Origin of the sequence: Pelomonas candidula (genome assembly GCF_043555985.1) — a bacterium.
In the GTDB taxonomy this organism is placed as follows: domain Bacteria; phylum Pseudomonadota; class Gammaproteobacteria; order Burkholderiales; family Burkholderiaceae_C; genus Pelomonas; species Pelomonas candidula.
Genome location: NZ_JBIGIC010000015.1, coordinates 100,632 through 124,958, shown reverse-complemented (window position 1 = coordinate 124,958; position 24,327 = coordinate 100,632). Strand labels below are relative to the sequence as shown.

Here is a 24,327-nt window from a genome sequence, read left to right as displayed (position 1 = left end):
ACTCCCATCGCCGCAGCATAAGCCGTCACCGCGGCTAGCATGCACGCCACCCTTCAAGGAGCCGCCCATGAAAGCCAACAGCATCCTCGACACCATCGGCAACACACCCCACATCCGCCTGAATCGCCTGTTCGCCGGCCATGCGGTGTGGATCAAGTCCGAGCGCAGCAATCCCGGCGGCTCGATCAAGGATCGCATCGCGCTGTCCATGGTCGAGGAGGCCGAGGCGCAAGGCCTGCTCAAGCCGGGCGGCACCATCGTCGAGCCGACCTCGGGCAACACCGGTGTGGGCCTGGCCATGGTGGCGGCCGTGAAGGGCTACAAGCTCATCCTCGTCATGCCCGACAGCATGAGCGTCGAGCGCCGCCGGCTCATGCTGGCCTACGGTGCCAGCTTCGACCTGACACCGCGGGAGAAGGGCATGAAGGGCGCCATCGCCCGCGCCAAGGAGTTGCTGGAACTCCACCCCGGCTCGTGGATGCCGCAGCAGTTCGAGAACGCGGCCAATCCGGCCGTGCACGTGAAGACGACGGCGCAGGAGATCCTGCGCGACTTCCCCGACGGCCTGGATGCGCTGATCACCGGCGTCGGCACCGGGGGCCACATCACCGGCTGCGCGCAGGTGTTGAAGGCCGTCTGGCCGCAGCTCAAGGTGTTTGCCGTCGAGCCCACGGCGTCACCCGTCCTCAGTGGCGGGCAGCCCAGCCCGCATCCCATCCAGGGCATCGGCGCCGGCTTCATCCCGGCGGTGATGGACACCGCGCTGCTGGACGGCGTCATCCAGGTCGAGGCCGAGGCCGCGCGCGAGTACGCCCGCCGCAGTGCCCGCGAGGAGGGCCTGCTGGTGGGCATCTCCAGCGGCGCGACGCTGGCGGCCATCGCGCAGAAGCTGCCCGAACTGCCCGCCGGCGCGCGCGTGCTGGGCTTCAACTACGACACGGGGGAGCGCTACCTCTCCGTCGAAGGCTTCCTGCCGCAGGCCTGACCTGCGGCGCATCCGGTGGATGCGTTGTGCCTGCCGAAGAGCCGCAGCGCGAGATGCGGCGCGGTCTGCAAGACCGCCCAGACTTACCCGCGTTCAGCGTGGCAAGCTGGGCGAGGGGTTTCGCTCACTCGCCGCCGCCATCCTCCTCGGGTTCGGCGCCATCGTTGTCCTTGCGCGCCTGCCTGGCGAGTTCGGCCTTCAGCGGCTTCAGCGACTCGATGAGCGTCTCCGGCGGCTTCGGCGACGCGAGGCGCAGCGCCGGCGGCGGCAGAGCAGCCAGATAGGGCGGACCGAACATGTACTGCTGCTCCTGCCGGCCGCCAACCTGCAGGCCCAGGCCCAACAGCAGCAGCGCGGCGATGCCGACGTTCAGCGTGCGCCGCGCCCCCGGCCAGACAAGGTGGGCATGCCAGGCGATCAGCGCAGCGCCGGCCAGCGGCAGCGCCAGGCTGTCCAGCACCATCAGCCGCGGCAGCGAGAGGGCGTAGGCCACGCCGGGCAGCACCCACTCCAGCACCTGCAAGCCGACGATGACCAACAGCGCGCGGCGCAGGTGCGTCGTGAACGGGAAACGGTGCTGGAAGAGCTTGCTGGCCAGCGACCACAGGCCCGCCCAGCCCAGCACGAAGGCCAGTGGCCCGAGCAGCGGCGTGGCGTAGTCCACCCAGCGCGCGTCGGGGTCGACGGCGCTCCAGCGGTCCACCCACTGGAAGAACAGCATCACGAGAAGCAGCGCCGGCAGCAGCGCCCAGTGCCGCACCGGCTGCACGAAGAGCGCCTGCTCGGGCGCCAGCTCGTCGGCGCTGGTTCGCAGTCGCAACGACTGGCCGGCGAGCTGAAAGGCGCCACCGGCCGGCAGCGTCGCTTCGTCGCCGGACGCAAGACGCTTGCCGGCAACGGCGCCACCGTTGCGCGTGTCCAGCAGCCGGAGCTGCACACGACCGTCTGCGGCCAGCTGCAACTCGGCGTGTTCGCCGGCAAGGTGGGCATCGTCCAGCACGATGTCGCAGACCGGCGAACGACCGATGCGAACCGGCCACCGCGTCACGCGCTGCACGAGCGCGACGCGGCCGTCATGCCCCAGCAGTTCGACGACAGCAGCCGCGGGCGGCGGCGCGACAGAAGGTTCGGCGGACGACATCACTTGGCCTTGCTGCTGTTCGTCCACGCGAAGCCCTCCAGGTAATGCGCCGCGAGCTTGAGCGCGTTGTCGAAGCTGACGCCGCGGGCGTCGAAGCGGCCCAGGGCACCCTGCGTGGCATCGTCCACCGTCGTGACGAGGATGCTGAGGTCGTGCAGCCCCTCGAGCTTGCGGTAGGCACGCAGGCAGACGACGGCGCGCAGCGGCAGGCCGTCACGGTCGACGAACTGCTCCTTGCAGTAGGGCGCGGTGCGGGATTTGTCCGGCCCGCCGAGACGCTCGTTGCGGAAACTGTTCGAGTACTGCCGCGCGAAGCGCAGCGCGCCCAACTTGCTGCCGTCATAGGCCTCGTGCGACATGTCCAGCCAGCCGGTCTGCAGGCTGCCGCTGACGAAGAGGGCATGGTCCATGCGGCACTGCGAGCGCTCGAAGTCCAGGCCCTTGGCATCGGCCGCCGTGCTGCTGCCCCAGCAGCGCATGAAGTCCTGCCTGGGCACCGGCAGGCGGTAGCGGTCGTTGTTGGCGCTCTCCCACGGCATGGCGAGGAAGCGGGTGACGAGCTCGTCCTGGTAGCGTGTCAGCTGGTCACGCAGCCGGCCCCACGCGGCGGCATGGATGGGCTTGGCGCCCATGCTGCGCTTGACGAGGCTCTCGGCGAACTCGCCCGGCACGAGGAAGCTGACCTGCTGCGCGAACAGCAGCGTCGACACGTTGACGCCGACGACGCGGCCGTCTTCGTCGAGCACCGGGCCGCCACTCATGCCGGGGTTGATGCCGCCGGCGTAGTAAATGAGCGGGTCGAAGCTGCGCTCGACGAGGCCGTTGTAGTTGCCCTCGACGACAGCGAACGCGACGTCGTGCGGGTTGCCCATCGAATAGATGCGCTCGCCCTTGGCCAGCGGCTGGCTCTGCGGCCGGAAAGCCAACGCGCCGTGTCCCTTGAGCCCGTCGCCGACCGCGCGCAGCAACGCCAGATCGCGGCGGGCATCGAAGTCCAGCAGTTCCAGCGCGCCGCCCTGACCGTCGGTCGTCGCGTAACGAAGCCGGTAGCTCTCGGGCTCCAGCGCGAACTGGCTGACGACGTGATAGTTGGTGACGACATGGCCATCGTCGCTGACGACGAAGCCGGAGCCGACCGAGGCCTGGCTGTCCTGGTTCTTCAACAGCGTGCGGATCTGCAGCAACTGGCCCTTGCTGCGCTCGTACAGGCGCCGCGCACTGGCCGACACGTTGGGCGCTGGCTGGGGCTGGGCTTGCGGCGCGGCAGGCATAGCGGGCGGCGACTGTGCGCCGGCGATGCAGGCGAAGCTGGCCAGGACCAGGCCCAGCAATGGCTTCAAACAGGACTTGATCAACAAACGAGACCTCCCGGGGCGGGCGCCGATGCTAGCCGTTTTGGGCGGAAGACCCGCTCATCGGCATAGAAGTCGCGTGATGCATTGGGCGCCCACCAACCAGGGATGCCCAGCACCGGCAGCGGCGGCAGACAGGCCGGTGTCAGGTCGACGCGCAGGACAGGCGCATCGACGTCATCGACGAACAGCACGCGGGCGCACAGCGGCTTGCGCGGCGTGAGCAGCTTTTCCAGCAGCGCGTGGCCGACGACCAGTACTTGCGTTTCTTGCCAGAGATCACGCCGCGTGACGAACAGCGTCGTCCAGTCCTGCTCGCACAGCGCGCGCCGCAGTACCGGCGGCGCGGACAGCAACAGGCCGCTTTCATCCAGCAGCGTCAGCGCATCACGCACCGGGCCGCGCTGGCCCAGCGGTGCCGGCGGCGCGGCGAGATGGGCCTGGTTCAGCGCGGCCTTGAACGACGGGCAGCGCAGCCACACCAGACCGTTGAACAGGTCGTGCGCGTTGTCGCGCGTCGGCACGCGGCCGGTGGCGGCGACGTGCCATTCGTAACCCTGACGCAGCGGCCCGGCGGGCTCGAAGCGGGCGTGGCCCAGCGCCTCGTGTACCGGGAGCCCGGCGGCGAGCCGGTCCATGGCCGGCCCGGCCACGTCACGGTACGGCGCAAACCACGGCGCCGCCCAATCTGCGGTGATCCTCAAGTCGCGAAGCGGACCTGGTTGGGCTGCTTCTCCGGCTGCAGCTCGAAGGCGTGCGAGTGCTTGCGGAACAGCTTGGTCGCCGGTGCCGACTTGGGCAGCAGGCCGGCATCCTTCAGGACCTTGGCGGCGGCGCCGAGGTCATGCCACTGGCCGTCGACCAGCCTGGGCAGCAGCTTCAGCACCGCGTTGATTTCCTTGGCCGCGGCGACCTGCGGATCATCCACCGGCGCGGCCGCCTTGGCCGCCGCCCGCGGCGCCGGCTTGGCGGCCGGTGCAGGGACCGCGGGCGTGGCCACAACAGCCTCAGGGGACACGTCGGCCGGCTTGGGTTCCCGCTTGCTGCCTCCCTTGGCGGCTGGCTTGCCCTCGGTCTTCGCGACGGACTTGCGCGCGGCCTTGCCCGCCGGCTTCACGGGCGCAACGGCCTCAGGCGCGTCTGCCACCAGAGCCAGCGCCTCGGGAGCCGGCGGCGGGGGTGCCACCACCTCCACGGCCGGCGGCGGAGCCGCTGCGAGCAGCGCCGCTTCGTCGACCACGGCGGGCGCCGGCGGCGCCACGTGGGCCTCACCGCGCGGCGGGCGGGCGGCCTGGCCGCTGCGCGGCGCTTCGGCCTGCGGCCGGCCGCCGCCAGGGCCGCGTCCACCGCCACTGCGGCGGCCATTGCGGCCACCGCCGCCGGCCACCTTGGCCGGCGCGCTGTCGCGGGCCGCGCGGCCCGTGCCGTGGGCCAGTTCGTTGAACTGGTCGTAGATCTGGATCACGCCGTCGCCCGTCTTGCCGTACTGGCCGAAGCCGCGCAGCCAGGCGCCCTTCTCGCGCAGGCGCAGCACCAGCGGCGCGAAGTCGCTGTCCGACGACACCAGCACGATGACATCGGGCTTCTCGGTGATGGCGAGGTCCATCGCGTCGACGGCCAGCGCGATGTCGGTCGAGTTCTTGCCGATGGCGAGGTTGACGATGGCGCGCAGGCCCAGCCGCTTCAGAAAGCTCTGCTCGCGCAGCGCCTGCTCGGCATTGCAGTAGGCGCGGCGGATGTGGGCCGCACCATAGTCCTTGAACACGGCGTTCAGCGCCTGCTCGATGACGTCGGTGGCGACGTTGTCGAAGTCGACGAGGAAGGCGACCTTCTTATCGTTCATGTCAGTTTTCCATGGGGCTACGCGCCCCCCGTAGCGGACGAAACGGGCGCATTTCGGGCCGAGCGCCGGGCCGCTCCCAAGCCGGCCCGGTCTGGCGATGTGCTTGCGGCTCAATGCCGCAAGCATCGCCGTCCCCTCGGGGGACCGACCAGGCGCGCCCGCGTTCAGCGGCGCGAGACTGGGCGAGGGGCAGTTTCACTTCAGATCAGCTTCCAGTTCAGCGTTTCGCCGCCCCGCAGCGGCTTGAGCTGGGCCTCGCCGAAGGGCACGGCCGACGGCAGCGTCCACGGCTCGCGCCTGAGCGTGACGGTGCCGGTGTTGCGCGGCAGGCCGTAGAAGTCGGGGCCATGGTGACCGGCGAAGGCGTCCAGTTTGTCGAGCGCGCCGATGCCCTCGAAGGCTTCGGCGTACAGCTCCAGCGCCGACACGGCCGTGAAGCAGCCGGCACCGCAGACCGACGCCTCCTTCAGCTGGGCCGCGTGCGGCGCGCTGTCGGTGCCGAGGAAGAACTTCGGCAAGCCCGAACCGGCCGCCTTCAGCAGCGCCTGGCGGTGCTCCTCGCGCTTGAGCACGGGCAGGCAGTAGTAGTGCGGGCGCAGGCCGCCGGTGAAGATGGCGTTGCGGTTGTAGAGCAGGTGCTGCGGCGTGATGGTCGCGGCCGTGAAGCGGTCGGACTCGGTCACGTACTGCGCCGCTTCCTTCGTCGTGATGTGCTCGAACACGACCTTCAGCTCGGGCATGGCCGCACGCAGCGGGGTCATGACGCGGTCGACGAAGACAGCCTCGCGGTCGAAGATGTCGATGTCGCCATCGGTCACCTCACCGTGGACGAGGAACAGCAGGCCCTCGCGCTGCATGGCTTCCAGCGTCTTGTAGGTCTTGCGGATGTCGGTCACGCCGGCATCGCTGTTGGTCGTGGCACCGGCCGGGTAGAGCTTCAACGCAACAACGCCCGCGTCCTTCGCACGCTTGATCTCGTCCGGCGGCGTGTTGTCCGTCAGGTACATCGTCATCAGCGGCTGGAAGTCGCTGCCCTCGGGCAGTGCGTCCAGGATGCGCTCACGGTAGGCCACGGCCTGCGCGGCGGTGGTGACCGGCGGGCGCAGGTTGGGCATGACGATGGCACGAGCGAACTGGCGCGCCGTGTACGGCAGCACGCTGGCCAGCGCCGCTTCGTCGCGCAGGTGCAGGTGCCAGTCGTCCGGCCGGGTAAGGGTCAGGATGTCGGTCATGGGGGCGGATTGTCGCGCCGGGGCGGGCTCAAACAAGAACGGCGACCGTTGGGCCGCCGTTCACTTCAACGTCTGATCAGATCAGTGCTGAAGAATTTTCGCGAGGAAGTCCTTGGCACGAGGCGAACGATCCTCGGGCTTGCCGAAGAAGTCCGCGCTGCTGCAGTCCTCGATGATCTTGCCGGCGTCCATGAAGATGACGCGGTTGCTGACGCGCTTGGCGAAGCCCATCTCGTGCGTCACGCACATCATGGTCATGCCCTCGTTGGCAAGCTGCACCATCACGTCCAGCACCTCGCCGACCATTTCCGGGTCCAGCGCCGACGTGGGTTCGTCGAACAGCATGACGATGGGGTCCATCGACAGCGCGCGGGCGATGGCCACGCGCTGCTGCTGGCCGCCCGAGAGCTGGCCAGGGAACTTGTCCTTGTGCGCGGACAGGCCCACGCGGTCCAGCATCTTCAGGCCGCGCGTCTTGGCGTCGTCCGCCGAGCGGCCCAGCACCTTGATCTGCGCGATGGTCAGGTTCTCGGTCACCGACAGGTGCGGGAACAGCTCGAAATGCTGGAACACCATGCCCACGCGCGAGCGCAGCTTGGGCAGGTTGGTCTTGGGGTCGGCAATGGAGATGCCGTCGACGACGATGTCGCCCTTCTGGAAGGGTTCCAGCGCGTTGACCGTCTTGATCAGCGTCGACTTGCCCGAGCCCGACGGCCCGCAGACGACGACGACCTCGCCCTTCTTGATGGACGTCGTGCAGTCGGTCAGCACCTGAAAGGCGCCGTACCACTTGGAGATGTTCTTGATGTCGATCATGGATGACTCCTGGTCGAGGTGATGCCAGCCGAGCGCCGGGCCGCCCCAAGCCGGCTGGCACCCCCTCGGGGGGTGGCTGCGGTACGCCGCAGCCGGGGGCTGACATTTATCGAATGATGGCGATCTTCTTCTGCAGCCGGCGCACGAGCTGCGACAGGCCGAAGCAGATGACGAAATAGACGACGGCGGCGACGAGATAGGTCTCGACCGGGCGGTTGAAGTTCTTGCCCGCGACCTCGAAGCCCTTCAGCAGGTCGTATTCGCCGACGGCGTAGACCAGCGAGGTGTCCTGGAACAGCACGATGGTCTGCGTCAGCAGCACCGGCAGCATGTTGCGGAAGGCCTGCGGCAGCACGACGAACCTCATCGTCTGCCCGTAGGTCATGCCCACCGCATAGCCGGCGTTGACCTGGCCCTTGGACACCGACTGGATGCCGGCGCGCATGATCTCGGAGTAGTAGGTCGCCTCGAACAGCGTGAAAGTGACGAAGGCCGACATCTGCCCGCCGATCGGCCCGATCAGGTTGGGGATCAGCAGGAAGAACCACAGGATCACCATCACCAACGGGATGGAGCGCAGCGTGTCGACGTAGAAGGCCGCCGGCGCCGACAGCCAGCGGTGGCTGGACAGACGCATCATCGCCAGCAGCGTGCCGAGGACGATGCCGCCAACCATGGCCACCAGCGTCAGCTGGATGGAGAACCAGAAGCCCTTGGCGACGAAGCTCTGGACGACGGCCCAGTTCAGGAAGGAGTAGTCGAGGTTCAGCATCACTTCGCTCCCACCGTGCCGGGGATGCGCACGCGCGCCTCGATGAACTTGGCGACCCGGTTGAGCAGGAAGGCAGACAGGAAGTAGAGCAGCGTGATCGGGATGTAGATCTCGTAGAAGTGAGCCGTCTCCTCGGACGCCTGCTGCACGAACTGGGACATGTCGGGGATGCTGACGGCAAACGCCACCGCCGAGTTCTTGACGAGGTTCATGCTCTCGCTGGTCAGCGGCGGGATGACGATGCGGTAGGCCATCGGCAGCAGCACGTAGCGGTAGGTCTGCGGCAGCGTCATGCCCATGGCTTGGCCGGCGTAGCGCTGGCCGCGCGGCAGCGTGTTGATGCCGGCCTTGACCTGCTCGCCGATGCGCGCGCTGGTGAAGAAGCCCAGCGCACAGATCACCAGCACCGACGGCGGCACGGCGTCGCGCAGCGACGGGAACAGCGCCGGCAGCACGTGGTACCAGAGGAAGACCTGCACCAGCAGCGGGATGTTGCGGAACAGCTCGGTCCACGCCTCGCCGAAGCGCGCCAGCCATTTGTTCGGCGCCGTGCGGATGATGCCGATCATCGAGCCGACGATCAGCGCCAGCACCAGGGCCAGCAGCGAGATGGTCAGCGTCCAGCCCCAGGCGCTCAACATCCATTGCAGATACGTCTGCTCCTTGCCGCCAGGGCCGAAGCAGCCGGCCACGGCTTCCCCCGTCGCGGTGTCATTGCAGTAGAACTGCCAGTCCCAACTCATGCGCCTCTCCTCAAGCCTTTCGTCTAAAGCAAAGCGGGTGCCAGGCACCCGCTTTGCGACCGTTCAAACGGACACGCGAATCACTTCTTCGCGTAGTCCTCCATCGGCTTGTCGTTCGGGTTGGCCCAGGCTTCCTTGGTGGCAGCGGACAGCGGCAGGCCGATCTTGGTGTTGGTCGGCGGGATGGGCTGCATGAACCACTTGTCGTAGATCTTGGCCAGCTCACCCGACTTCATCATGGCCTTGATGCTGTCGTCCACGGCCTTCTTGAAGGCCGGGTCGTCCTTGCGCATCATGATCGCGATCGGCTCGACGGACAGCACCTCGCCGACGATCTTGAAGTCCGCCGGGTTCTTGGACGTGGCGATGTTCTTGGCCAGGATGGAGCCATCCATGACGAAGGCATCGGCGCGGCCGGAATCCAGCAGCAGGAAGCTGTCGGCGTGGTCCTTGCCGTAGACCTCCTTGAAGTCCACGCCCGTCGCACGCTCATGCTTGCGCAGCGTCTGCACCGAGGTCGTGCCGGTGGTCGTCGCCACCGTCTTGCCGTTGAGCTGGTTGATGGACGTGATGCCCGACTTGGCCTTCACGGCGATGCGCACTTCCTCGACATAGGTCGTCACGGCGAAGGCGACATCCTTCTGGCGGGCCAGGTTGTTCGTCGTCGAGCCGCACTCGAGGTCCACCGTACCGTTCACGGTCAGCGGAATGCGGTTGGCCGACGTGACCGGCTGGTACTTGACCGTCAGGCCGCTCAGGCCCAGCTGGCGGCGCAGGTCGCGGACGACCTGCTCGCAGACGTCGATGTGGTAGCCGACGTACTTGCCGTCACCGATCGTGTACGACAGACCCGACGACTCGCGCACGCCCATCGTGATGGTGCCGCTGTCCTTGATCTTCTTCAGCGTGTCTTCGGCATGCGCGGCGGTGAAGCCGGCCATCAGGGCGGCAACGAGCAAAACTTTCTTCATGGTGACTCCAACAACAGGAAATAGGGATCGGTGGCGCTAGCAGACCATGCCGCGCACCGGGTCCGAATACGGGTTTTCACGATGCATGCAAAGGCGCGATGGCCTCATGCCGCCGAAGCAAGATAGTCCCACAGCGCCTGCGCAGCGGGCTTCTGCCGGCGCGCCAGTTCGGGCCGCTCGCGGTAGATGCGCAACTCCATCGTCGCACTGAAAGTGCCTGAAGCCGCCGCCGGCACGAGGCGGCCGCCGGCCAGCTCCTTCTGCACCGAGCTGGCGGGCAGGAAAGCCAGCCCGTGTCCTTCCAGCGCCATCGCCTTCAGGCCCTCGGCCATGTCGGTCTCGTAGATGGCATCCAGATTCAGCGCGCAATCGGCCTGCTTGACGATGAGCTCGACGATGCGGCCCAGGTAGGCGCCCGCCGCGTAGCTGAGGAAGGGAATCTTCTGGCCTGGCCGGCCTGGCAGGCGGAACAGCGGCTCGCCCTGGGCATCGGCCTTGGCGTAGGGAGACAGCGTCTCGTGGCCCAGCGACGCCATCTGGTAGCGCTCCGGGTCCAGTTGCAGCGGCTGGCTGGCATGGTGGTAGACAAGCAGCAGGTCACAGCTGCCCTCGCTGAGCTGCAGCGTCGCGTCGTGCACGTTGGCCGCGTTGAGCCGGCACTTGATCGCCCCGAAGCCGCGGCGCAGGCCCATCAGCCAGTGCGGGAAGAAACTGAACGCCAGCGAATGCGGCACGGCGAACTCGATCATGTCCGAGTCGGCCGCCTGATGGCTGCGCAGCATGTTGCGGGTGGCCTGCAGGTTGCCCAGCAGATCCACGGCCTGGGCCAGCAAGGTCGCACCGGCCGCCGTCAGCCGCGTCGGGTAGGACGAACGGTCCACGAGATCGACCCCTGCCCAGGCTTCCAGCGCCTGGATGCGGCGCGAGAACGCCGGCTGGGTCACATGGCGCAGTTGGGCGGAGCGGGAAAAGCTGCGCGTCTCGGCCAGGCTGACGAAGTCTTCAAGCCACTTGGTTTCCACGCGCCGCAGTGTAGCCAGCGCATGGACACCCCCTAAGCGCGGCCCCAACCGGGCGCATCCCCCTCAACTAAAGGGTCGCCGAACTGCCCAGGACAGAAGCCCTTGTTTACAGTGCCAGCCACAACCCCAACTCGAACATCCGGACGGAGAACGCCATGCGCGCAATGAGCAAACTTCTGGCCCTCGCCCTGGCCGCGGCACTGCAGCCGGCATTCGCCGGGATGCTGGATTTCAACGACATCACGAACTCCGACGACGCTGCCGGATTTGGCATGGTCCAGCTGATGGACCGCTACCTGTTGAGCGACGGCGTCCAGTTCACGGGTGGCGCCTGGGGTGAAAGGTCCGCCTACAACTGCGATGGCTTCAACAGCTTCGTCGCCCATGACCTCAGCTGCGGCGCGGTGCAACTTGCGAGCGACCCGCACAACGTCAAGAGCTCTAGCGATGTGAGCTTCACGATCAATTTCGCGGACGGCTTCACCACGGGTTCGTCCTTCTACTACTCGGCCCTGAAGGACACCCGATTCAGCATCACCGTCTACGACCAGCTGGACGGCAAGGGTACCGGCAAGGCGATCGCAGCGTCCACATCGGCCACGTGCGATGTGTCCGGCCTGACGTTCTGCGACTGGTCGCTGGCGGACCTCCAATTCGCCGGCACCGCCTACTCCATCGTTGTCAAGGGCGCCGATCAAACGTTCATGCTGGACGACCTGAACCTGATCCAGGCCCCCGCCAACCCCAACCCTGCGCCCGAACCCGGCAGCATCGCACTGGCCCTGGGTGGCCTGGGCGCGCTGGGCTGGTCGCGCAGGCGCGCCGCCCGCCGCTGAGCCGGCACCTGCGCCATTTCAAAACGACCGCTGCGGCGGTCGTTTTTCATGGGCGGTCTATTTCTTCGTCTGCGGGTAGATCGTCTCGCCCCGCTTGAGCATCTCGACGAAGGCCTCGATCTTGCGCCGGCGGCCGGCCTCCGTCTTCATCTGGTGAACGCGGAAGGCCAGCGCGAAGCGATTCTGCGCCGAGAGCCCGGCCAGCATCTTGCGGGCCCTGGGCTCGGCGTCGATGGCGGACTGCAGGTCGACGGGGATCTTCATGTCCTGGCCACTGCCGTAGGCGTGCGCCCAGCGGCCGTCCGCCTTGGCTGCATCGACCTCACGCAACCCGTGGGGCGTCATGCGTCCGGCCTGGATCAAGCGCTCGACGTTGGCCACGTTGATCTGGCTCCAGACGCTGCGGGCGCGGCGCGGCGTGTAGCGCTGCAGGAAGCTGTTGTCGTCCAGCCCCTTGCGCAGCCCGTCGATCCAGCCCCAGCACAGCACCACGTCGATGGCCTGCCTGGGCGTGATCGATGCCAAACCCGAGGCGACCTTGTGGATCTTGATCCACACCTCGTCGCGCTGATCGTGATGCTGCGCGAGCCAGTCGTGGAAGCTCTGCTCGTCACGGAACTCGCAGACGTTCTCGGGGTTGACGACGACAGGGGCCATGAGGATGTGTCCGGCAGAACCAAGGTGCGCTGCCGAACATACCAGCCTCAGCCCCCGAACGCCCCGCGCCGGGGCCGCGCCGGACGCAACAGCCCAGCCGCACCGGCCAGACCCAGCAGCCACCCGATGGAAGCCGCCCCACCGCCACCGCCACTGCTGGTCGGGGCCGGTGCTGGCGTCGGAGTCGGAGTCGGAGTCGGAGCCGGGGCCGGCGGCGTTGGTGTCGGTGCGGGTGCAGGCGGTACGGCGATGGCCGTGCTGCCCTGCTTCACGCCGCAGTTGGTCAGTGCCGTGCCCTGCAGGCCCAGCGAGCTGCGTGCGGAGGCCGTGTAGCTGGTGGGCGTCAGTGCGTATCTCACGGCCTCGGCGGCATCCAGCAGGCCGGCACCGCCGGTCGTGCCGGTCAGCGTGCAGCGGCTCTTGTTCAGCGACGTGCAATAGCCCAGCGCGTAGGCTGTCACGTGCGGCCGCGCGCTGGCCTTGAGGCCGCTCTCGACCTGTGCCAGCGTCAGCGCCGGGTTGGCCGCCCACATCAGTGCGGCGGCACCGGCCACCTGCGGCGCGGCGAAGCTGGTGCCGCTGACGGCACCGTAGCCCGCCGTCAATGGCGCCGACGTGCCGGTGTTGGTCGTGGAGACGATGCCGGTGTCCGCCAGGTCGGTGTCGCAGGTGGCGTTGTTGTCGGTGTCGCCGCCTGGCGCGGCGAGCTGCACCTCGGCGCCGAAGTTCGAGTAGAGGGCCTTGAAGCCCTGCCGGTTGGTGGCCGCCACGGCGAAGACACCGCTGCAGTTGGCCGGGCGCCCCACGGCCCCGCGCTGGTTGCCGGCAGCGGCGACGACCAGCACACCCAGGTTGCGCAGCTCGGTGATCGCGTCGGCGTACAGCTTGGCAGCGGCGGCGACGTTGGCGTCGGCATCGCTGACGCTGCAGGACGCCCCCGTCACGCCGGCGAAGCCGATGACGAGGATCTTGGCCGGCGTCGTGTTGACGGGCACGCCCGCCACCGACAGGCCCGCGGCCCAGCGCATGCCGTCGACCATGTCGGCCACCGACGCACCGCATTTGCCCGACACGCGCACCGGCAGGATGCGCGCATTCCAGTTGATGCCGGCCACGCCGTTGGCGTTGTTCGTCACCGCGCCGAGCTGGCCGGCCACCAGCGTGCCGTGCCAGCTGCTCTGCGGGTTGACGATGCAGCCATCCCACAGCGCCGTGTTGCCATTGAACTCGGTCTGCGTCAGCGCATCGCCCGGGTCCAGCGCGCCGGCGCTGCGGCCCGTGCCGCCGTTGTTGGCGTACTCGGGCTTGCTGACGAAGTTGTAGCCGGCCAGCACGTTGGCGTTGAGGTCGGCATGCGAGGTGATGCCCGAGTCCAGCACGGCGATGACCGGAGAGGCCGAGCCCTTGGTCGTGTCCCAGGCCTTGGTGAAGTTGGCGGCGCCTGCGTTGGTCGTGTCGCTCTGGTCGTCCAGCCACCACTGCGCGTTGGCGGGGTCGGTCGCGCGGAACAGCGTGTCGCTGGGCACGGCGGCGCGCTGCTCGCGCAGATCGTTCATGGCGTGGCTGACGCGGCGATCGGCGCGCAGCGCAGCCAACGCCCGGCCCGATGAACCTGCGGGCGCCTGCACCCGCCACCAGCCGGAGCCCAGCGGCCGGTCGGCCCTCAGCGGCAGGCCGGCGTCAGCCAGCACACGGCCCAGTTCGGACTGCTGGCGGGCGGTGTCCTGCGCGCCGTCGGCCAGCCTGACGAGCAGCGTGGCCGTCGCGGACGATGCGGCCGTCACCGGGGCCAGCCTGGACGCCAGCCCAAGCGCCGACACGGCGACGCCGGCCACCACCGCGGCGGCCACGAACTGGTTGAAGCGGAACGCCCGGGACGCAGGGCGGGGAGGCGGGGTGAGTGCAGGCAGTGTCTTCATAGCGCCGCGACGTTAGGCGGCAGCGGTGAAGAGGCCATGACATGGCACCAACGGATCATGCGACGAGTCATGCGGCCGTCATTCACGTCGCGGTCATTACGGCTTCCTAAGCTGCGCGGCCCATGACCCCGCCCGCCCGCCTCCACCGCCGCTGCGGCTTCACGCTGCTGGAACTGCTCGTCGTCATGGTCATCATCGGCCTGCTGGCGGGCTATGTCGGCCCCAAGTTCTTCGGCCAGATCGGCAAGAGCGAGGTCAAGGCCGCCAAGGCGCAGATCGACGCGCTGCAGAAGTCGCTGGACCAGTACCGGCTGGACGTCGGCCACTACCCGTCGACCGAACAAGGCCTGGCCGTGCTCGTCGACAGGCCGGCCGACGAGCCCAAGTGGGCCGGCCCGTACCTGAGCAAGCGCCTGCCCAAGGACCCCTGGGGCAACGACTACCAATACCGCTCGCCCGGCGAGCATGGCGAGTACGACCTGCTGTCCTTCGGCAAGGACGGCCGGCCCGGTGGCGAGGGCGAGGACGCGGACCTCACCTCCTGGTGACGCACTGACATGGCCGAGTTCGACGTCCGCTATCTCGACCTGCAGCGCCAGCCGGTGCAGGCACGCGTGCAGGCGGCGGACGCGAGCGGCGTCGCCGCGGCGCTGGGGCTGTCGCCCGCAGCGCTGCTCGCGGTCGAGCCGGTTGCTGCCACGCCCCTGAAGGCCCGCGGCGGCCGCTTCCCCCGCCGGCAGTTCGCGCAGCAGCTGGCCGTGCTGCTGCGCGCCGGCATCCCCTTGCTGGAGGCGCTGCAGACGCTGCAGTCGCAGGACAACCCGCCGGCCGTCACGGCTGCACTGGCCGGCGTCGTCGAGCGCGTGCAGCTGGGCGAATCCTTCTCCACGGCGCTGGCCTCGCAGCCGCAGGCCTTCGACACACTGTTCGTCGCCGTCGTCGAGGCCAGCGAGCGCAGCGGCCAGGTCGAGCAGGCGCTGTTCGAGCAGGCCAGCTACCTGGCCTGGGCCGAGCAGTTGCGCGGCAAGCTCGTCGCGGCGGCCATCTACCCGACGATGCTGATCACGGCGGGCACGGCCGTCGTGCTGTTCCTGCTCGTCTTCGTCGTGCCGCGCTTCGCAGGCCTGCTCGACGGCGTCGGCGGCGAGCTGCCCGTCGCGTCCAAGGTGCTGATCGCCGTCGGCTCGTTCAGCGGCGCCCATCCGGTGGCACTGCTGTCGATCGCCGCCGCGCTGATCGCGTTGCCCGTGTTCGCATGGCAGCGCGGCCTGCGCGAGGCGGTGCAGTCGCGGCTGTGGAAGCTGCCGCTGATCGGCCCCAAGCTGCACCTCCTCGCGCTGGCGCAGCTGTACCGCTGCCTGGCCATGCTGCTGCTGGCCGGTGTGCCCATCGTGCCAGCGCTGGTGAACGCACGCGGTGTCGCGGCGGCACACCTGCGCGCGGCGCTGGACCGCGCGACGGACAGCGTGCGGCTGGGCGAGCGGCTGTCGGCCTGCCTGCAGCGCGAGGGCCTCGCGACGCCAGTGTCGCTGCGCATGCTGCGCGTCGGTGAGCACAGCGGCGAGCTGGGCGCGATGCTGGCCCAGGCCGCCGGCTTCTACGACGAGGAACTGACGCGGCTGTCGGACCTTGTCACGCGGCTGGTCAACCCCGTGCTGATGCTGCTGATGGGCCTGGTGATCGGCACCGTCGTCGTGCTGATGTACCTGCCGATCTTCCAGCTGGTGGACCAGGTGCAATGAACGCGCTGCTCCAGCCCGGGCCCGACGTGCTGGCACGCCTGCCGGCGTCGGACGCGCCGTGGGCGCTCACCTTCGAGCCCTGGCCGCACGCCGACGCGCAGCGCTGGCGCGCCGTCATGGCCACGTCGGCCCGCGGTCGCCTCGCGCTGCTGGCCGACCGGCCGCTGGAGCCGCTGCTGCGGCTGCGCATCGAGTCCCGCCTGAAGAAGCCTGTCCTCTGGTGGCCTTGCGAAGCCAGCGAAATCGACGCGCTGCTCGAAGCCAGCGAGGCTGACTACCGCGCACTGGGCGAACTCGACGAATCATTCAACAACGGCAACGAGGCCGAAGCCGCGCAGGAGCTGTCGGCGCTGAACCTCGCCGGGCAGGCCAGCCCCGTCGTGCGCCTGCTCGACGCGACGCTGTACGACGCGCTGCAGGACGGCGCCAGCGACATCCATTTCGAGAGCCAGCTGCGCGGCATGAAGATCCGCAGCCGCGTCGACGGCGTGATGCTGGACGTGAAGGCCATCGACGGCCAACAGGCAGCCGAGCAGCTGGTGTCGCGCCTCAAGGTCATGGCCGAGCTGGACATCGGCGAGCGCCGGCTTCCGCAGGACGGTCGCTTCAAGCTGCGCGTGCAGGGCCGCGAGGTGGACTTCCGCCTGTCCATCATGCCCAGCGTCTTCGGCGAGGACGCGGTGGTGCGCGTGCTGGACCGCGCACAGGTCGAGGCGCAGGGCGCGCTGACGCTGGACGCGCTGGGCTTCGAGCCCGAGGCGCGTGCGCAGATCCGCGCGCTGGCGAAGCAACCCCACGGCATGCTGCTCGTGACCGGCCCCACCGGCTCGGGCAAGACGACGACGCTGTATGCCGCGATCAGCGAGGTCAACACCGGCCGCGACAAGATCATCACGATCGAAGACCCGGTCGAGTACCAACTGCCCGGCGTCGTGCAGATCCCCGTCAACGAGAAGAAGGGGCTGACCTTCGCGCGCGGCCTGCGCTCGGTGCTGCGGCACGACCCGGACCGCGTCATGGTCGGCGAGATCCGCGACGCCGAGACGGCGCAGATCGCCGTGCAGGCGGCCCTCACCGGCCACCTCGTCTTCAGCACCGTGCATGCCAACAGCGCCTTCGACGTGGTCGGCCGCTTCATGCACATGGGGCTGGATCTCTACAACGTCGTCTCGGCGCTGAACGGCGTGCTGGCGCAGCGGCTGATGCGCATCAACTGCGCGCATTGCCGCCAGCCGCTGCCGGCGATAGCGCAGCAGCTGCGCGCGCTGGGCCTGCCGGAGGACGCAACGCTGCTGCACGGCCGCGGCTGCAGCCACTGCCGCGGCACCGGCTACCGCGGCCGGCGCGCCGTCAGCGAGCTGCTGTGGCTGGACGACGAGCTGCGTGACCTCATCGCCAGCCGCGCGCCGCTCTCACGCATCAAGGAGGCCGCGCGCGGGCGCGGCATGCGTTCGCTGCGCGACGCGGCGGTGGCGCTGGTACTGCGCGGCGAATCGACGCTGGAGGAGCTGGAACGTGTCACGCTCGCCGACTGAACGGCTGCTGCTGACGGCCGATGGCGCCGTCGATGCGAGCGGCCAGGCTTGGCCCGACTTCGCCGCCTGGTGCGCGGCCCACGCCGGCGCGCGCTTGGCGCTGCTGGCGGGGCCCGACCGCATGCACAGCATGCTGGTGCCGGACGACCTGCCGCTGGCCGACGACGACGCGCTGCTGGGTTACGCGCGGCTGCAGTTCACACACTACTTCGGCCCGGCCGCGCAGACCTGGCCGCTGGCCGCATGGCCGCGCGGCGCCTGCGCTCTGGCCGATGGCGACCTCGCTGCGCTGCGGGCCACCGCCGCAGCGCACCGCGTGCGCATCACGTCGCTGCGGCCGAGCTGGACGCTGCTGCCGCTTGAAGACGGCGACTGCGCCCTCGTCGACGGCGGCATGCTGACCTGGCTGCGCCGCCGCGACGGCCACCTCGTCGAGCTGCAGCAGCGCCATGCCGACGACGAGCTGCTCAACGAGCTGCAAGGCGCCCGCGTCGTTCACGCGAAGGACCTGCTGGCCGAGCCCGGCGGGCAGGCAACGCCCGACTTCATCGCCCAGCCCTCGCAGGCCCGGCCGCTGCTCTGGGCCTGGGCCGCAACGGCTGCAGCGGCCTGCGTGCTCGTCGCGTTGCAGGCACAGAGCCAGCACGAGGAAGGCCAGCGCCTTGCCGAGCAGGCCGCCGTGCTGGACCGCATCGCCCGCCCCGCCGCGACGCAGAAAGCCAAGCCCGCCAATCCGGCGGCACGCGCACGCGCCTGGGCCGTGTCGCGCCAGCTGGGCACCGACTGGCCCGCGCTGTGGGCCGATGTGGAGCGCGCGCTGCCGCCGGGCCTGCAGCTCGCTGCGCTGGACCTGGACCGCCAGGCGCTGCGGCTGGAAGGCCAGGCCGGCGACCCCGACGCCGTGACCCGCCTCGTCGACCGCCTGGCGATGGATGCCGCGTCAGGCGACGAGGTGGTGCTGACGCGCCTGCAGCGCCCCGAGTCACCCGCAGACACGAGCCTGCTGCGCTTCGAGCTGGTGCGCCGCTCTGGAGTCACGCGATGAAGCGCTGGCTGCAGCAGGCCCACCGCCTCGGCTGGCCCGCCGCGCTGGCGGCGGTGTTGACGCTCGCCGCCATTGCCGGCGCCGTGTGGCTGCCTCGCGAGCAGGCAAAACTCGACGCTCAGCGCCACACGATCACCGCCCGCCGCGCCGCACTGCAGCCGCGAGCGGCCAATGTCATCCCCACCGACGACGGCCGTGCCCTGGCCGCCAGCCTGCCGCCCGACAGCGAACGCCAGGCCCGCACCGCCGCGCTGATGTCGCTGGCCACCGAGCTGGGCCTGCCCTGGCCGCGCAGCGAGTTCCGCTACCAGGCCGACCGCGAGCTGGGTCTGGCGCAGTACCGCATCGCGATGCAGCTCAGCGGCCACTACGGCGCGCTGCGCGACTTTGTCGCCGAGGCCTTGCGGCGTGACCCCGCGCTGGCGCTGGAAACGCTGCGCCTGCGCCGCGAGCCCAACGGCACGCTGAAGGCCGAGCTGGCCTGGGTGCTGCACATGCAATCGGCGAAGTGATGAAGAAGCCTGCGCCCCGCCAGCTGGCCCTCTTCGGCGCGCTGGGCCTGAGCCTCGCGGCGACGGCCTGGGTGTCGCGCGACGACGCGGCCGAGCCTGTTGCCGCCGAACCGTCGCGCCGCACGACAGCGGCCGCCGCGCCGTCGAACCAGGCCAACTGGCCCGGCCCCGCCGCCAGCGCCCGCGCCGCCTGGCCGGCGGCCGACATGCAGGCCCGCGCCGCCTGGGGCGAAGCGCCATCCGTCGCCGCAGCACCCGCGCCGCCACCGCCGGCAGAGTCCGTCGACGCGCCGCCACCGGCCCCGACCGCCCCGCCCTTCCCCTACCAGTTCGTCGGCCGCCTGACCGACGGCGCCGCGCGTGCCGTGCTCGACAGCCCGCGGCGCAGCACGGTCGTCGGCGCGGGTGACGTGGTGGACGGCCAGTGGCGCGTCGACGCCGTCGAAGCCGGCGGGTTGCGCCTGACCTATCTGCCGCTGGGCCTGGCCCAGTTCATTCCGTTCGCCGCCGCATGACCCGCCTGCCAGCCCTCGCCCTCGTCATCGCTCTCGTCCTGGGGCTGGCCGCCTGCGCCAACCCCGCGCTGCGCGAGGCCGACACGCTGGCACGCCGCGGCGAACCCGAGGCCGCGTGGCGGCTGCTGCGCGATGCCGCCGCGTCGGCGCCGCAGGACAACGAACTGCGCAGCGCGGCCCAGCGCCAGCGCGAACTGAGCCTCGTGGCGCTGGCGACGCAGGCCGAGGCCGCGCGCGCCACCGGCGAGCTCGACGCCGCCGCCGAGCTGCTCAAGCGCATGGAAGCCGTCGATGCGCAGGCGCCGCGCACGCGCTCGCTGCGGGCCGCGCTGGCCCGTGCGCGCGACCACCGGGACCGCCTGGCGCGTGCCGCCCGCCAGCTGCAGGCCGGCCAGCCGGACGCTGCGCGCGACACCGTCACGCGCGTGCTGGCCGAGGACCCCGGCCAGCCGCAGGCGCTGGCATTGCAGCAGAAGCTGCGCCAGCGTTACGCGCCGCCGCCCGTGCCGTCCGCGCTCGCCGCGGCCTACCAGAAGCCGGTGAGCCTGGAGTTCCGCGACGCGCCGCTGCGCACCGTGTTCGAAGCACTGGGCCGCGGCGCGGGCGTCAACTTTGTCTTCGACAAGGAAGTGAAGGGCGACGCGCGCATCAGCATCTACCTGAAGGACGTCAGCGTCGACGAGGCGATGCGCGTGGTGCTCAGCACCCAGCAGCTGGAGCGCAAGCTGCTGAACGACAACTCGGTGCTGATCTACCCCAACACGCCGCAGAAGCAGCGCGAGCACCAGGAGCTGGTCACGCGCAGCTTCTACCTGAACAACGCCGACGTGAAGCAGGCCCAGGCGCTGGTGCGCATGATGGCCAAGACGCGCGACCTGTTCATCGACGAGCGGCTGAACCTGCTCGTCGCACGCGACACGCCGGAGGTCATCGCGATGATCGAGCAGCTCGTCGCCGGGCTGGACCTGCCCGAGCCCGAGGTCATGCTGGACGTGGAGGTGCTGGAGATCGGCAGCGACCGCAGCGACGAGGCCGGCCTGAACTGGGCCACCGACGCGACCTACGGCAGCACCGACGGCGCGGCGATGGTGCCGTGGAGCTCGCGCGGGAGCTTCCGCACGCTGGTGGCCAACCCGGTCGTCGCCGCGCGACTGAAGGGCTCGTCGGGCACGACCAACCTGCTGGCCAACCCCAAGCTGCGCGCGCGCAACAAGGAGAAGGCCAAGATCCAGATCGGCGACCGCGTGCCGGTGTTCACGAGCACGTCGACAGCCAACGTCGGCGTGTCCACCGCCGTGACCTATCTCGACGTCGGCCTCAAGCTGGAGGTCGAGCCCACCGTGCAGCTGGACAACGAGGTTGTCATGAAGGTGAACCTCGAGGTCAGCAGCCTCGGCCAGAAGGAGACCTCCGGCGGCTCGCAACCCACCAGCGCCTACCGCATCGGCTCGCGCACGGCGAGCACGTCGCTGCGGCTGCGCGACGGCGAGACGCAGGTGCTGGCCGGCCTCATCAACGACGAAGATCGCAAGAGCATCAGCGGCGTGCCCTACGCGTCCGAGACGCCGCTGCTGGGTCGGCTGTTCGGCGTGCACACCGACACGCGCAAGAAGACCGAGATCGTGCTGCTCATCACGCCGCACGTGCTGCGCAACGTCAGCCTGCCGGACGCGAGCCAGACCATCCTGCCGTCGGGCTTCGACGCCAATCCGGGGGCAGAGGGCGTGCGCCTGCGCCCGCGCGCCAGCGTGGCCGCGCCGCTGGCGGGCGAGCTGCCGGGCGCGGCCCCGGCCGCCCCCGCTGCCCACCCCGGCGAGGCCCTCGTCGAGCTGCAGACCACCGGCAACGCCGCCGTCGGAGAAACGCTGTCGGTGGGGCTGACGAACAAGTCGTCCGTGCCCGTGACCGGCACGCTGACCTACGACGTCTCGCTGTTCACGCGCGCCGATGCGGCCGTCACCGAGGCCAACACGGGCAGCGTCGACGTCGAGCTGGGCCCGCAGGGGCAGAAGGTCATCGTGCTGCGCGCACGCCCCGGTGCGTCGGGGCAATCGGGCGTCGTCGAGTTCGTCAACGCCAAGGCCAGCAAGCCCGACGGGGGGCAGCTCGTCGTGCGTGTGGAAGGTGAAGCCAATGTCGAGGTCCGCTGAAGTTCCCTTCAACAGAGGCTTCACGCTCGTCGAGATGCTGGCGGTGGTCACCATCGTCGGCATCCTCGCGGCGGCCGCGCAGCCGCTGGCGACATGGGTGCACAAGCGCCAGCGCGAGGCCGAGCTGCGCCAGGCGCTGCGCACGCTGCGCAACGGGCTGGACGCCTACTGGCAGGCCACCAAGGAGGGCCGCATCACGCTCAAGGCCGGCGAGAGCGGCTACCCGCCCGACCTCGACAGCCTCGTGCGCGGCGTGCCCGACGCCACCGACCCGCAGCGCCAGAAGCGCCTGTACTTCCTGCGCCGCCTGCCGCGCGACCCGCTGGCCGATGTGGCCCTGCCCGCGGCCGAGACCTGGGCGCTGCGCAGCTACGACAGCCCGCCGGAGTCGCCGGCGCCGGGGAAGGACGTGTTCGACGTGCACTCGCGGTCGGAAGGCATCGCCATCGACGGCAGCCGCTACCGGGACTGGTGACGATGAAACGCACCCGAGGATTCACGCTGATCGAGCTGATCGTCGTCATGGCCATCGTCGCGCTGCTGGCCGGCATCGCGGCGCCGCGCTACTTCGCGTCGGTGGACCGCGCCAAGGCCAACAGCCTGCGCTCGTCGCTGGCCGTGATGCGCGACGCGCTGGACAAGTACGCCGCCGACAAGGGCCGCTATCCCGACTCGCTGGAGCAACTGGTACAGGACCGCTACCTGCGCCAGGTGCCCGAGGACCCGCTGACCGGCAACGCGCAGAGCTGGATCACGCTGCCACCGCCAGCCGCGGCCGACCTCGCCGGCCAGGTGGGCGACGTGCGCAGCGGCGCTGCCGGGCGGGCGCCGGATGGCCGTCTGTATGCGGACTGGTAGCGCCCGGTCCCGCGGCTTCACCTACCTCTGGCTGCTGTTCGTGCTGGCGCTGGGCGGCGTGGCGCTGGCCGCATTGGGCGAACAGGAGTCCACCCGGCAGCAGCGCGAACGCGAAGCCGAACTTCGTTTTAGGGGGGAGGCCATCGCCACCGCGCTGGGCCGCTACGCCGAGGCCACCCCCGTCGGCCACCTGCCGCTGCCGCAGCGGCTGGACGATCTGCTCGCCGACCGCCGCCACCCCACGCCGCGGCGGCATCTGCGCCAGCTCTACGCCGACCCCTTCACCGGACAGCCCGATTGGGAGCTGGTGCTGGGGCGGGCGACCGTTGCCGTCGCGGCAGAAGGCGCCGCCAGCGCCACCGCAGGCAGCGGCATCGTGGGCGTGCGCAGCCGCTCGTCGCACCGCCTGATGGCGACGGCAGGCCACCACGACACCGCGCACGACTGGGTCTTCACCGCGCCAGCCCCGGCCGCACCGGCACCGGTCGAGTGATCCGAACGGCTCATCCCTTCAGCAAGCCTTCAACGCGCGGTCACGCGGGGTTCCTAGAGTTTCTGTTCTGTGAGTTCGTTGCGAAGTTTTGTGACGCGCCCTTCCGCCTCCCGCGACAACCGCTGCCCATGACTACAAACGACAACCCGGCCGCCACGTCCTCGCCCAACGACCCCGTCGAAGCCATCGTGCGCGCGGCCGAATCCGCGCTGACGGTGCGCCGCCGCTACCAGTTCTTCGTCTGGACGCAGAGCTACCTCAGCCGCCTCATCCCGCACCAATTGGTCGTGTGCGGCAGCTACGACCGCACATCGCGCGAGCTGGTGTTCGACGTCTTCAACAGCGTCAGCCTGGAGCCCGCGCTGATGGACGCGCTGGGCGACGCGCGCAGCCTGCTCATGCAGCACTGGCAGGCCTGCTGGCTGGAGGCCCGCGGCAAGCCCGCCGTCATCGCGACGGCGGACCTCGCCTTCACGTCGCTCGGTATCGTGCGCGACGCGCTGCTGGCCGCACAGTTCCAGCACGTGCTCGTGCACGGCATGTCTCGCCCGCAGCGGCCGCAGGAGATCGAGAGCTTCTTCGTCTTCGCCGCGCAGGACGACGGCGCGCTGGCGCCGCTGGCGGGTCGGCTGGAGCTGATGATCCCGCATATCCACGGCGCGTGGCAGCGCGTGCAGGTGGTGGAGCGCGACGTCGTCGGCGCCAGCACGCCCCAGCAGCCGACCGTGCGCGTGGGCGGCGTGACGCAGCGCGAGCGTGAAATCCTCAGCTGGCTGCGCGAGGGCAAGAGCAACCAGCAGATCGCCGATGAGCTGGGCATCAGCGCGCTAACCGTGAAGAACCACGTGCAGAAGATCCTGCGCAAGCTCAACGCCGCCAACCGCGCCCAGGCCGTCGCGCAGGCCATGTCGCTGCAACTGCTGGAGCGGGTGTCGACGCAGCCGGCAGCACGGCCGCGACTGGTTCCCTAGGGATGTCCGAACGGCTCATGGGTTTGCACGTAGTCCGTTCGGACCGCGAACGAAATCACGAACCGGACGGCATGTCACCTGCACCCACAAGAATGCCGGTTGAAACGATTCCTCGGATCACCACCGCTCTTTGAACGCGGGTCACCCTGACCCAGGCGCCCAAGGCCACCGCCGATCGCAGCAGCGATCCAGGGGAGGCAGCCAGGCGTGACGGACC

The 24,327-nt window shown here is 69.8% G+C and carries 25 protein-coding genes; 13 read left to right on the top strand and 12 right to left on the bottom strand.

Annotated elements, in window-relative coordinates; all coding sequences use genetic code 11:
* Positions 1 to 67: 67 nt before the first annotated feature.
* Entirely contained in the window at positions 68 to 985 is a 918-nt protein-coding gene (gene cysK, locus ACG04R_RS24465; protein ID WP_394416368.1) for a cysteine synthase A, read from the top strand.
* A 124-nt stretch (positions 986 to 1,109) separates the two neighbouring features.
* On the opposite strand, the gene ACG04R_RS24460 is transcribed toward cysK, so the two are convergent.
* The 10 genes from ACG04R_RS24460 to ACG04R_RS24415 all read right to left on the bottom strand — a co-directional run bounded on the left by ACG04R_RS24460 (position 1,110) and on the right by ACG04R_RS24415 (position 10,877).
* Entirely contained in the window at positions 1,110 to 2,126 is a 1,017-nt protein-coding gene (locus tag ACG04R_RS24460) for an FHA domain-containing protein (protein WP_394416366.1), read from the bottom strand.
* The gene (locus ACG04R_RS24455) at positions 2,126 to 3,466 is read right to left on the bottom strand and encodes a S1 family peptidase (protein WP_394416363.1); all 1,341 of its coding nucleotides are present in this window, start codon (positions 3,464 to 3,466) and stop codon (positions 2,126 to 2,128) included. Before ACG04R_RS24455 ends, ACG04R_RS24460 begins: the two co-directional genes overlap by 1 nt.
* An 11-nt stretch (positions 3,467 to 3,477) precedes the next feature.
* Positions 3,478 to 4,182 (bottom strand): DUF3025 domain-containing protein, encoded by a 705-nt coding sequence (locus ACG04R_RS24450; RefSeq protein WP_394416361.1) that lies wholly within the window; start codon positions 4,180 to 4,182, stop codon positions 3,478 to 3,480.
* The gene (locus tag ACG04R_RS24445) at positions 4,179 to 5,321 is read right to left on the bottom strand and encodes an NYN domain-containing protein (RefSeq protein WP_394416358.1); all 1,143 of its coding nucleotides are present in this window, start codon (positions 5,319 to 5,321) and stop codon (positions 4,179 to 4,181) included. Before ACG04R_RS24445 ends, ACG04R_RS24450 begins: the two co-directional genes overlap by 4 nt.
* Before the next feature lie 200 nt (positions 5,322 to 5,521).
* Positions 5,522 to 6,553: a dihydroorotase gene (gene pyrC / locus ACG04R_RS24440; protein ID WP_394416356.1), complete on the bottom strand. Its 1,032-nt coding sequence runs from the start codon at positions 6,551 to 6,553 to the stop codon at positions 5,522 to 5,524.
* A gap of 81 nt (positions 6,554 to 6,634) precedes the next feature.
* Positions 6,635 to 7,369, bottom strand: a complete 735-nt coding sequence (locus tag ACG04R_RS24435; RefSeq protein WP_394416354.1) for an amino acid ABC transporter ATP-binding protein — start codon at positions 7,367 to 7,369, stop codon at positions 6,635 to 6,637.
* Positions 7,370 to 7,475: 106 nt separating this feature from the next.
* Positions 7,476 to 8,141, bottom strand: coding sequence for an amino acid ABC transporter permease (locus ACG04R_RS24430; protein ID WP_394416351.1), 666 nt, complete (start codon positions 8,139 to 8,141; stop codon positions 7,476 to 7,478).
* Positions 8,141 to 8,884, bottom strand: coding sequence for an amino acid ABC transporter permease (locus ACG04R_RS24425; RefSeq protein WP_394416348.1), 744 nt, complete (start codon positions 8,882 to 8,884; stop codon positions 8,141 to 8,143). Before ACG04R_RS24425 ends, ACG04R_RS24430 begins: the two co-directional genes overlap by 1 nt.
* An 80-nt stretch (positions 8,885 to 8,964) precedes the next feature.
* A complete protein-coding gene (locus ACG04R_RS24420; RefSeq protein WP_394416346.1) occupies positions 8,965 to 9,855 on the bottom strand; it encodes an amino acid ABC transporter substrate-binding protein in 891 nt (296 codons plus the stop codon).
* Between the two features lie 104 nt (positions 9,856 to 9,959).
* Positions 9,960 to 10,877 (bottom strand): LysR substrate-binding domain-containing protein, encoded by a 918-nt coding sequence (locus ACG04R_RS24415; protein ID WP_394416343.1) that lies wholly within the window; start codon positions 10,875 to 10,877, stop codon positions 9,960 to 9,962.
* 155 nt (positions 10,878 to 11,032) lie between these two features.
* Between ACG04R_RS24415 and ACG04R_RS24410 the strand changes: the two genes are divergently transcribed.
* On the top strand, positions 11,033 to 11,713 hold the full coding sequence (locus ACG04R_RS24410) for a PEP-CTERM sorting domain-containing protein (protein ID WP_394416340.1): 681 nt from the start codon (positions 11,033 to 11,035) through the stop codon (positions 11,711 to 11,713).
* 57 nt (positions 11,714 to 11,770) lie between these two features.
* Here ACG04R_RS24410 and ACG04R_RS24405 read toward each other — a convergent pair whose 3' ends face one another.
* Both ACG04R_RS24405 and ACG04R_RS24400 read right to left on the bottom strand, forming a co-directional pair.
* Entirely contained in the window at positions 11,771 to 12,370 is a 600-nt protein-coding gene (locus tag ACG04R_RS24405) for a YdeI/OmpD-associated family protein (RefSeq protein ID WP_394416338.1), read from the bottom strand.
* A gap of 47 nt (positions 12,371 to 12,417) precedes the next feature.
* Positions 12,418 to 14,289 (bottom strand): S8 family serine peptidase, encoded by a 1,872-nt coding sequence (locus ACG04R_RS24400; protein WP_394416336.1) that lies wholly within the window; start codon positions 14,287 to 14,289, stop codon positions 12,418 to 12,420.
* A 122-nt stretch (positions 14,290 to 14,411) separates the two neighbouring features.
* Here ACG04R_RS24400 and gspG point away from each other — a divergent pair, with 122 nt between their 5' ends.
* The 11 genes from gspG (at position 14,412) to ACG04R_RS24345 (ending at position 24,110) form a co-directional block, all read left to right on the top strand.
* Positions 14,412 to 14,837, top strand: coding sequence for a type II secretion system major pseudopilin GspG (gene gspG / locus ACG04R_RS24395; protein ID WP_394416334.1), 426 nt, complete (start codon positions 14,412 to 14,414; stop codon positions 14,835 to 14,837).
* Positions 14,838 to 14,846: 9 nt separating this feature from the next.
* Complete coding sequence (locus ACG04R_RS24390) at positions 14,847 to 16,031, top strand: type II secretion system F family protein (protein WP_394416332.1); 1,185 nt, start codon at positions 14,847 to 14,849, stop codon at positions 16,029 to 16,031.
* Positions 16,028 to 17,566 (top strand): GspE/PulE family protein, encoded by a 1,539-nt coding sequence (locus ACG04R_RS24385; protein ID WP_394416330.1) that lies wholly within the window; start codon positions 16,028 to 16,030, stop codon positions 17,564 to 17,566. Before ACG04R_RS24390 ends, ACG04R_RS24385 begins: the two co-directional genes overlap by 4 nt.
* Complete coding sequence (locus ACG04R_RS24380) at positions 17,547 to 18,611, top strand: PilN domain-containing protein (RefSeq protein ID WP_394416327.1); 1,065 nt, start codon at positions 17,547 to 17,549, stop codon at positions 18,609 to 18,611. Before ACG04R_RS24385 ends, ACG04R_RS24380 begins: the two co-directional genes overlap by 20 nt.
* Positions 18,608 to 19,123 (top strand): hypothetical protein, encoded by a 516-nt coding sequence (locus tag ACG04R_RS24375; RefSeq protein WP_394416325.1) that lies wholly within the window; start codon positions 18,608 to 18,610, stop codon positions 19,121 to 19,123. The genes ACG04R_RS24380 and ACG04R_RS24375 overlap by 4 nt, the downstream gene beginning before the upstream one ends.
* Positions 19,123 to 19,638 (top strand): hypothetical protein, encoded by a 516-nt coding sequence (locus tag ACG04R_RS24370; protein WP_394416322.1) that lies wholly within the window; start codon positions 19,123 to 19,125, stop codon positions 19,636 to 19,638. The genes ACG04R_RS24375 and ACG04R_RS24370 overlap by 1 nt, the downstream gene beginning before the upstream one ends.
* Complete coding sequence (locus ACG04R_RS24365) at positions 19,635 to 21,788, top strand: secretin N-terminal domain-containing protein (protein WP_394416320.1); 2,154 nt, start codon at positions 19,635 to 19,637, stop codon at positions 21,786 to 21,788. Before ACG04R_RS24370 ends, ACG04R_RS24365 begins: the two co-directional genes overlap by 4 nt.
* Positions 21,772 to 22,263 (top strand): type II secretion system protein, encoded by a 492-nt coding sequence (locus tag ACG04R_RS24360; RefSeq protein WP_394416317.1) that lies wholly within the window; start codon positions 21,772 to 21,774, stop codon positions 22,261 to 22,263. The genes ACG04R_RS24365 and ACG04R_RS24360 overlap by 17 nt, the downstream gene beginning before the upstream one ends.
* A 2-nt stretch (positions 22,264 to 22,265) precedes the next feature.
* Entirely contained in the window at positions 22,266 to 22,646 is a 381-nt protein-coding gene (locus ACG04R_RS24355) for a type II secretion system protein (protein WP_394416315.1), read from the top strand.
* Positions 22,633 to 23,139: a type II secretion system protein gene (locus ACG04R_RS24350; protein ID WP_394416312.1), complete on the top strand. Its 507-nt coding sequence runs from the start codon at positions 22,633 to 22,635 to the stop codon at positions 23,137 to 23,139. The genes ACG04R_RS24355 and ACG04R_RS24350 overlap by 14 nt, the downstream gene beginning before the upstream one ends.
* A 128-nt stretch (positions 23,140 to 23,267) precedes the next feature.
* Positions 23,268 to 24,110 (top strand): helix-turn-helix transcriptional regulator, encoded by an 843-nt coding sequence (locus tag ACG04R_RS24345; protein WP_394416310.1) that lies wholly within the window; start codon positions 23,268 to 23,270, stop codon positions 24,108 to 24,110.
* The last annotated feature ends 217 nt before the right edge of the window (positions 24,111 to 24,327 follow it).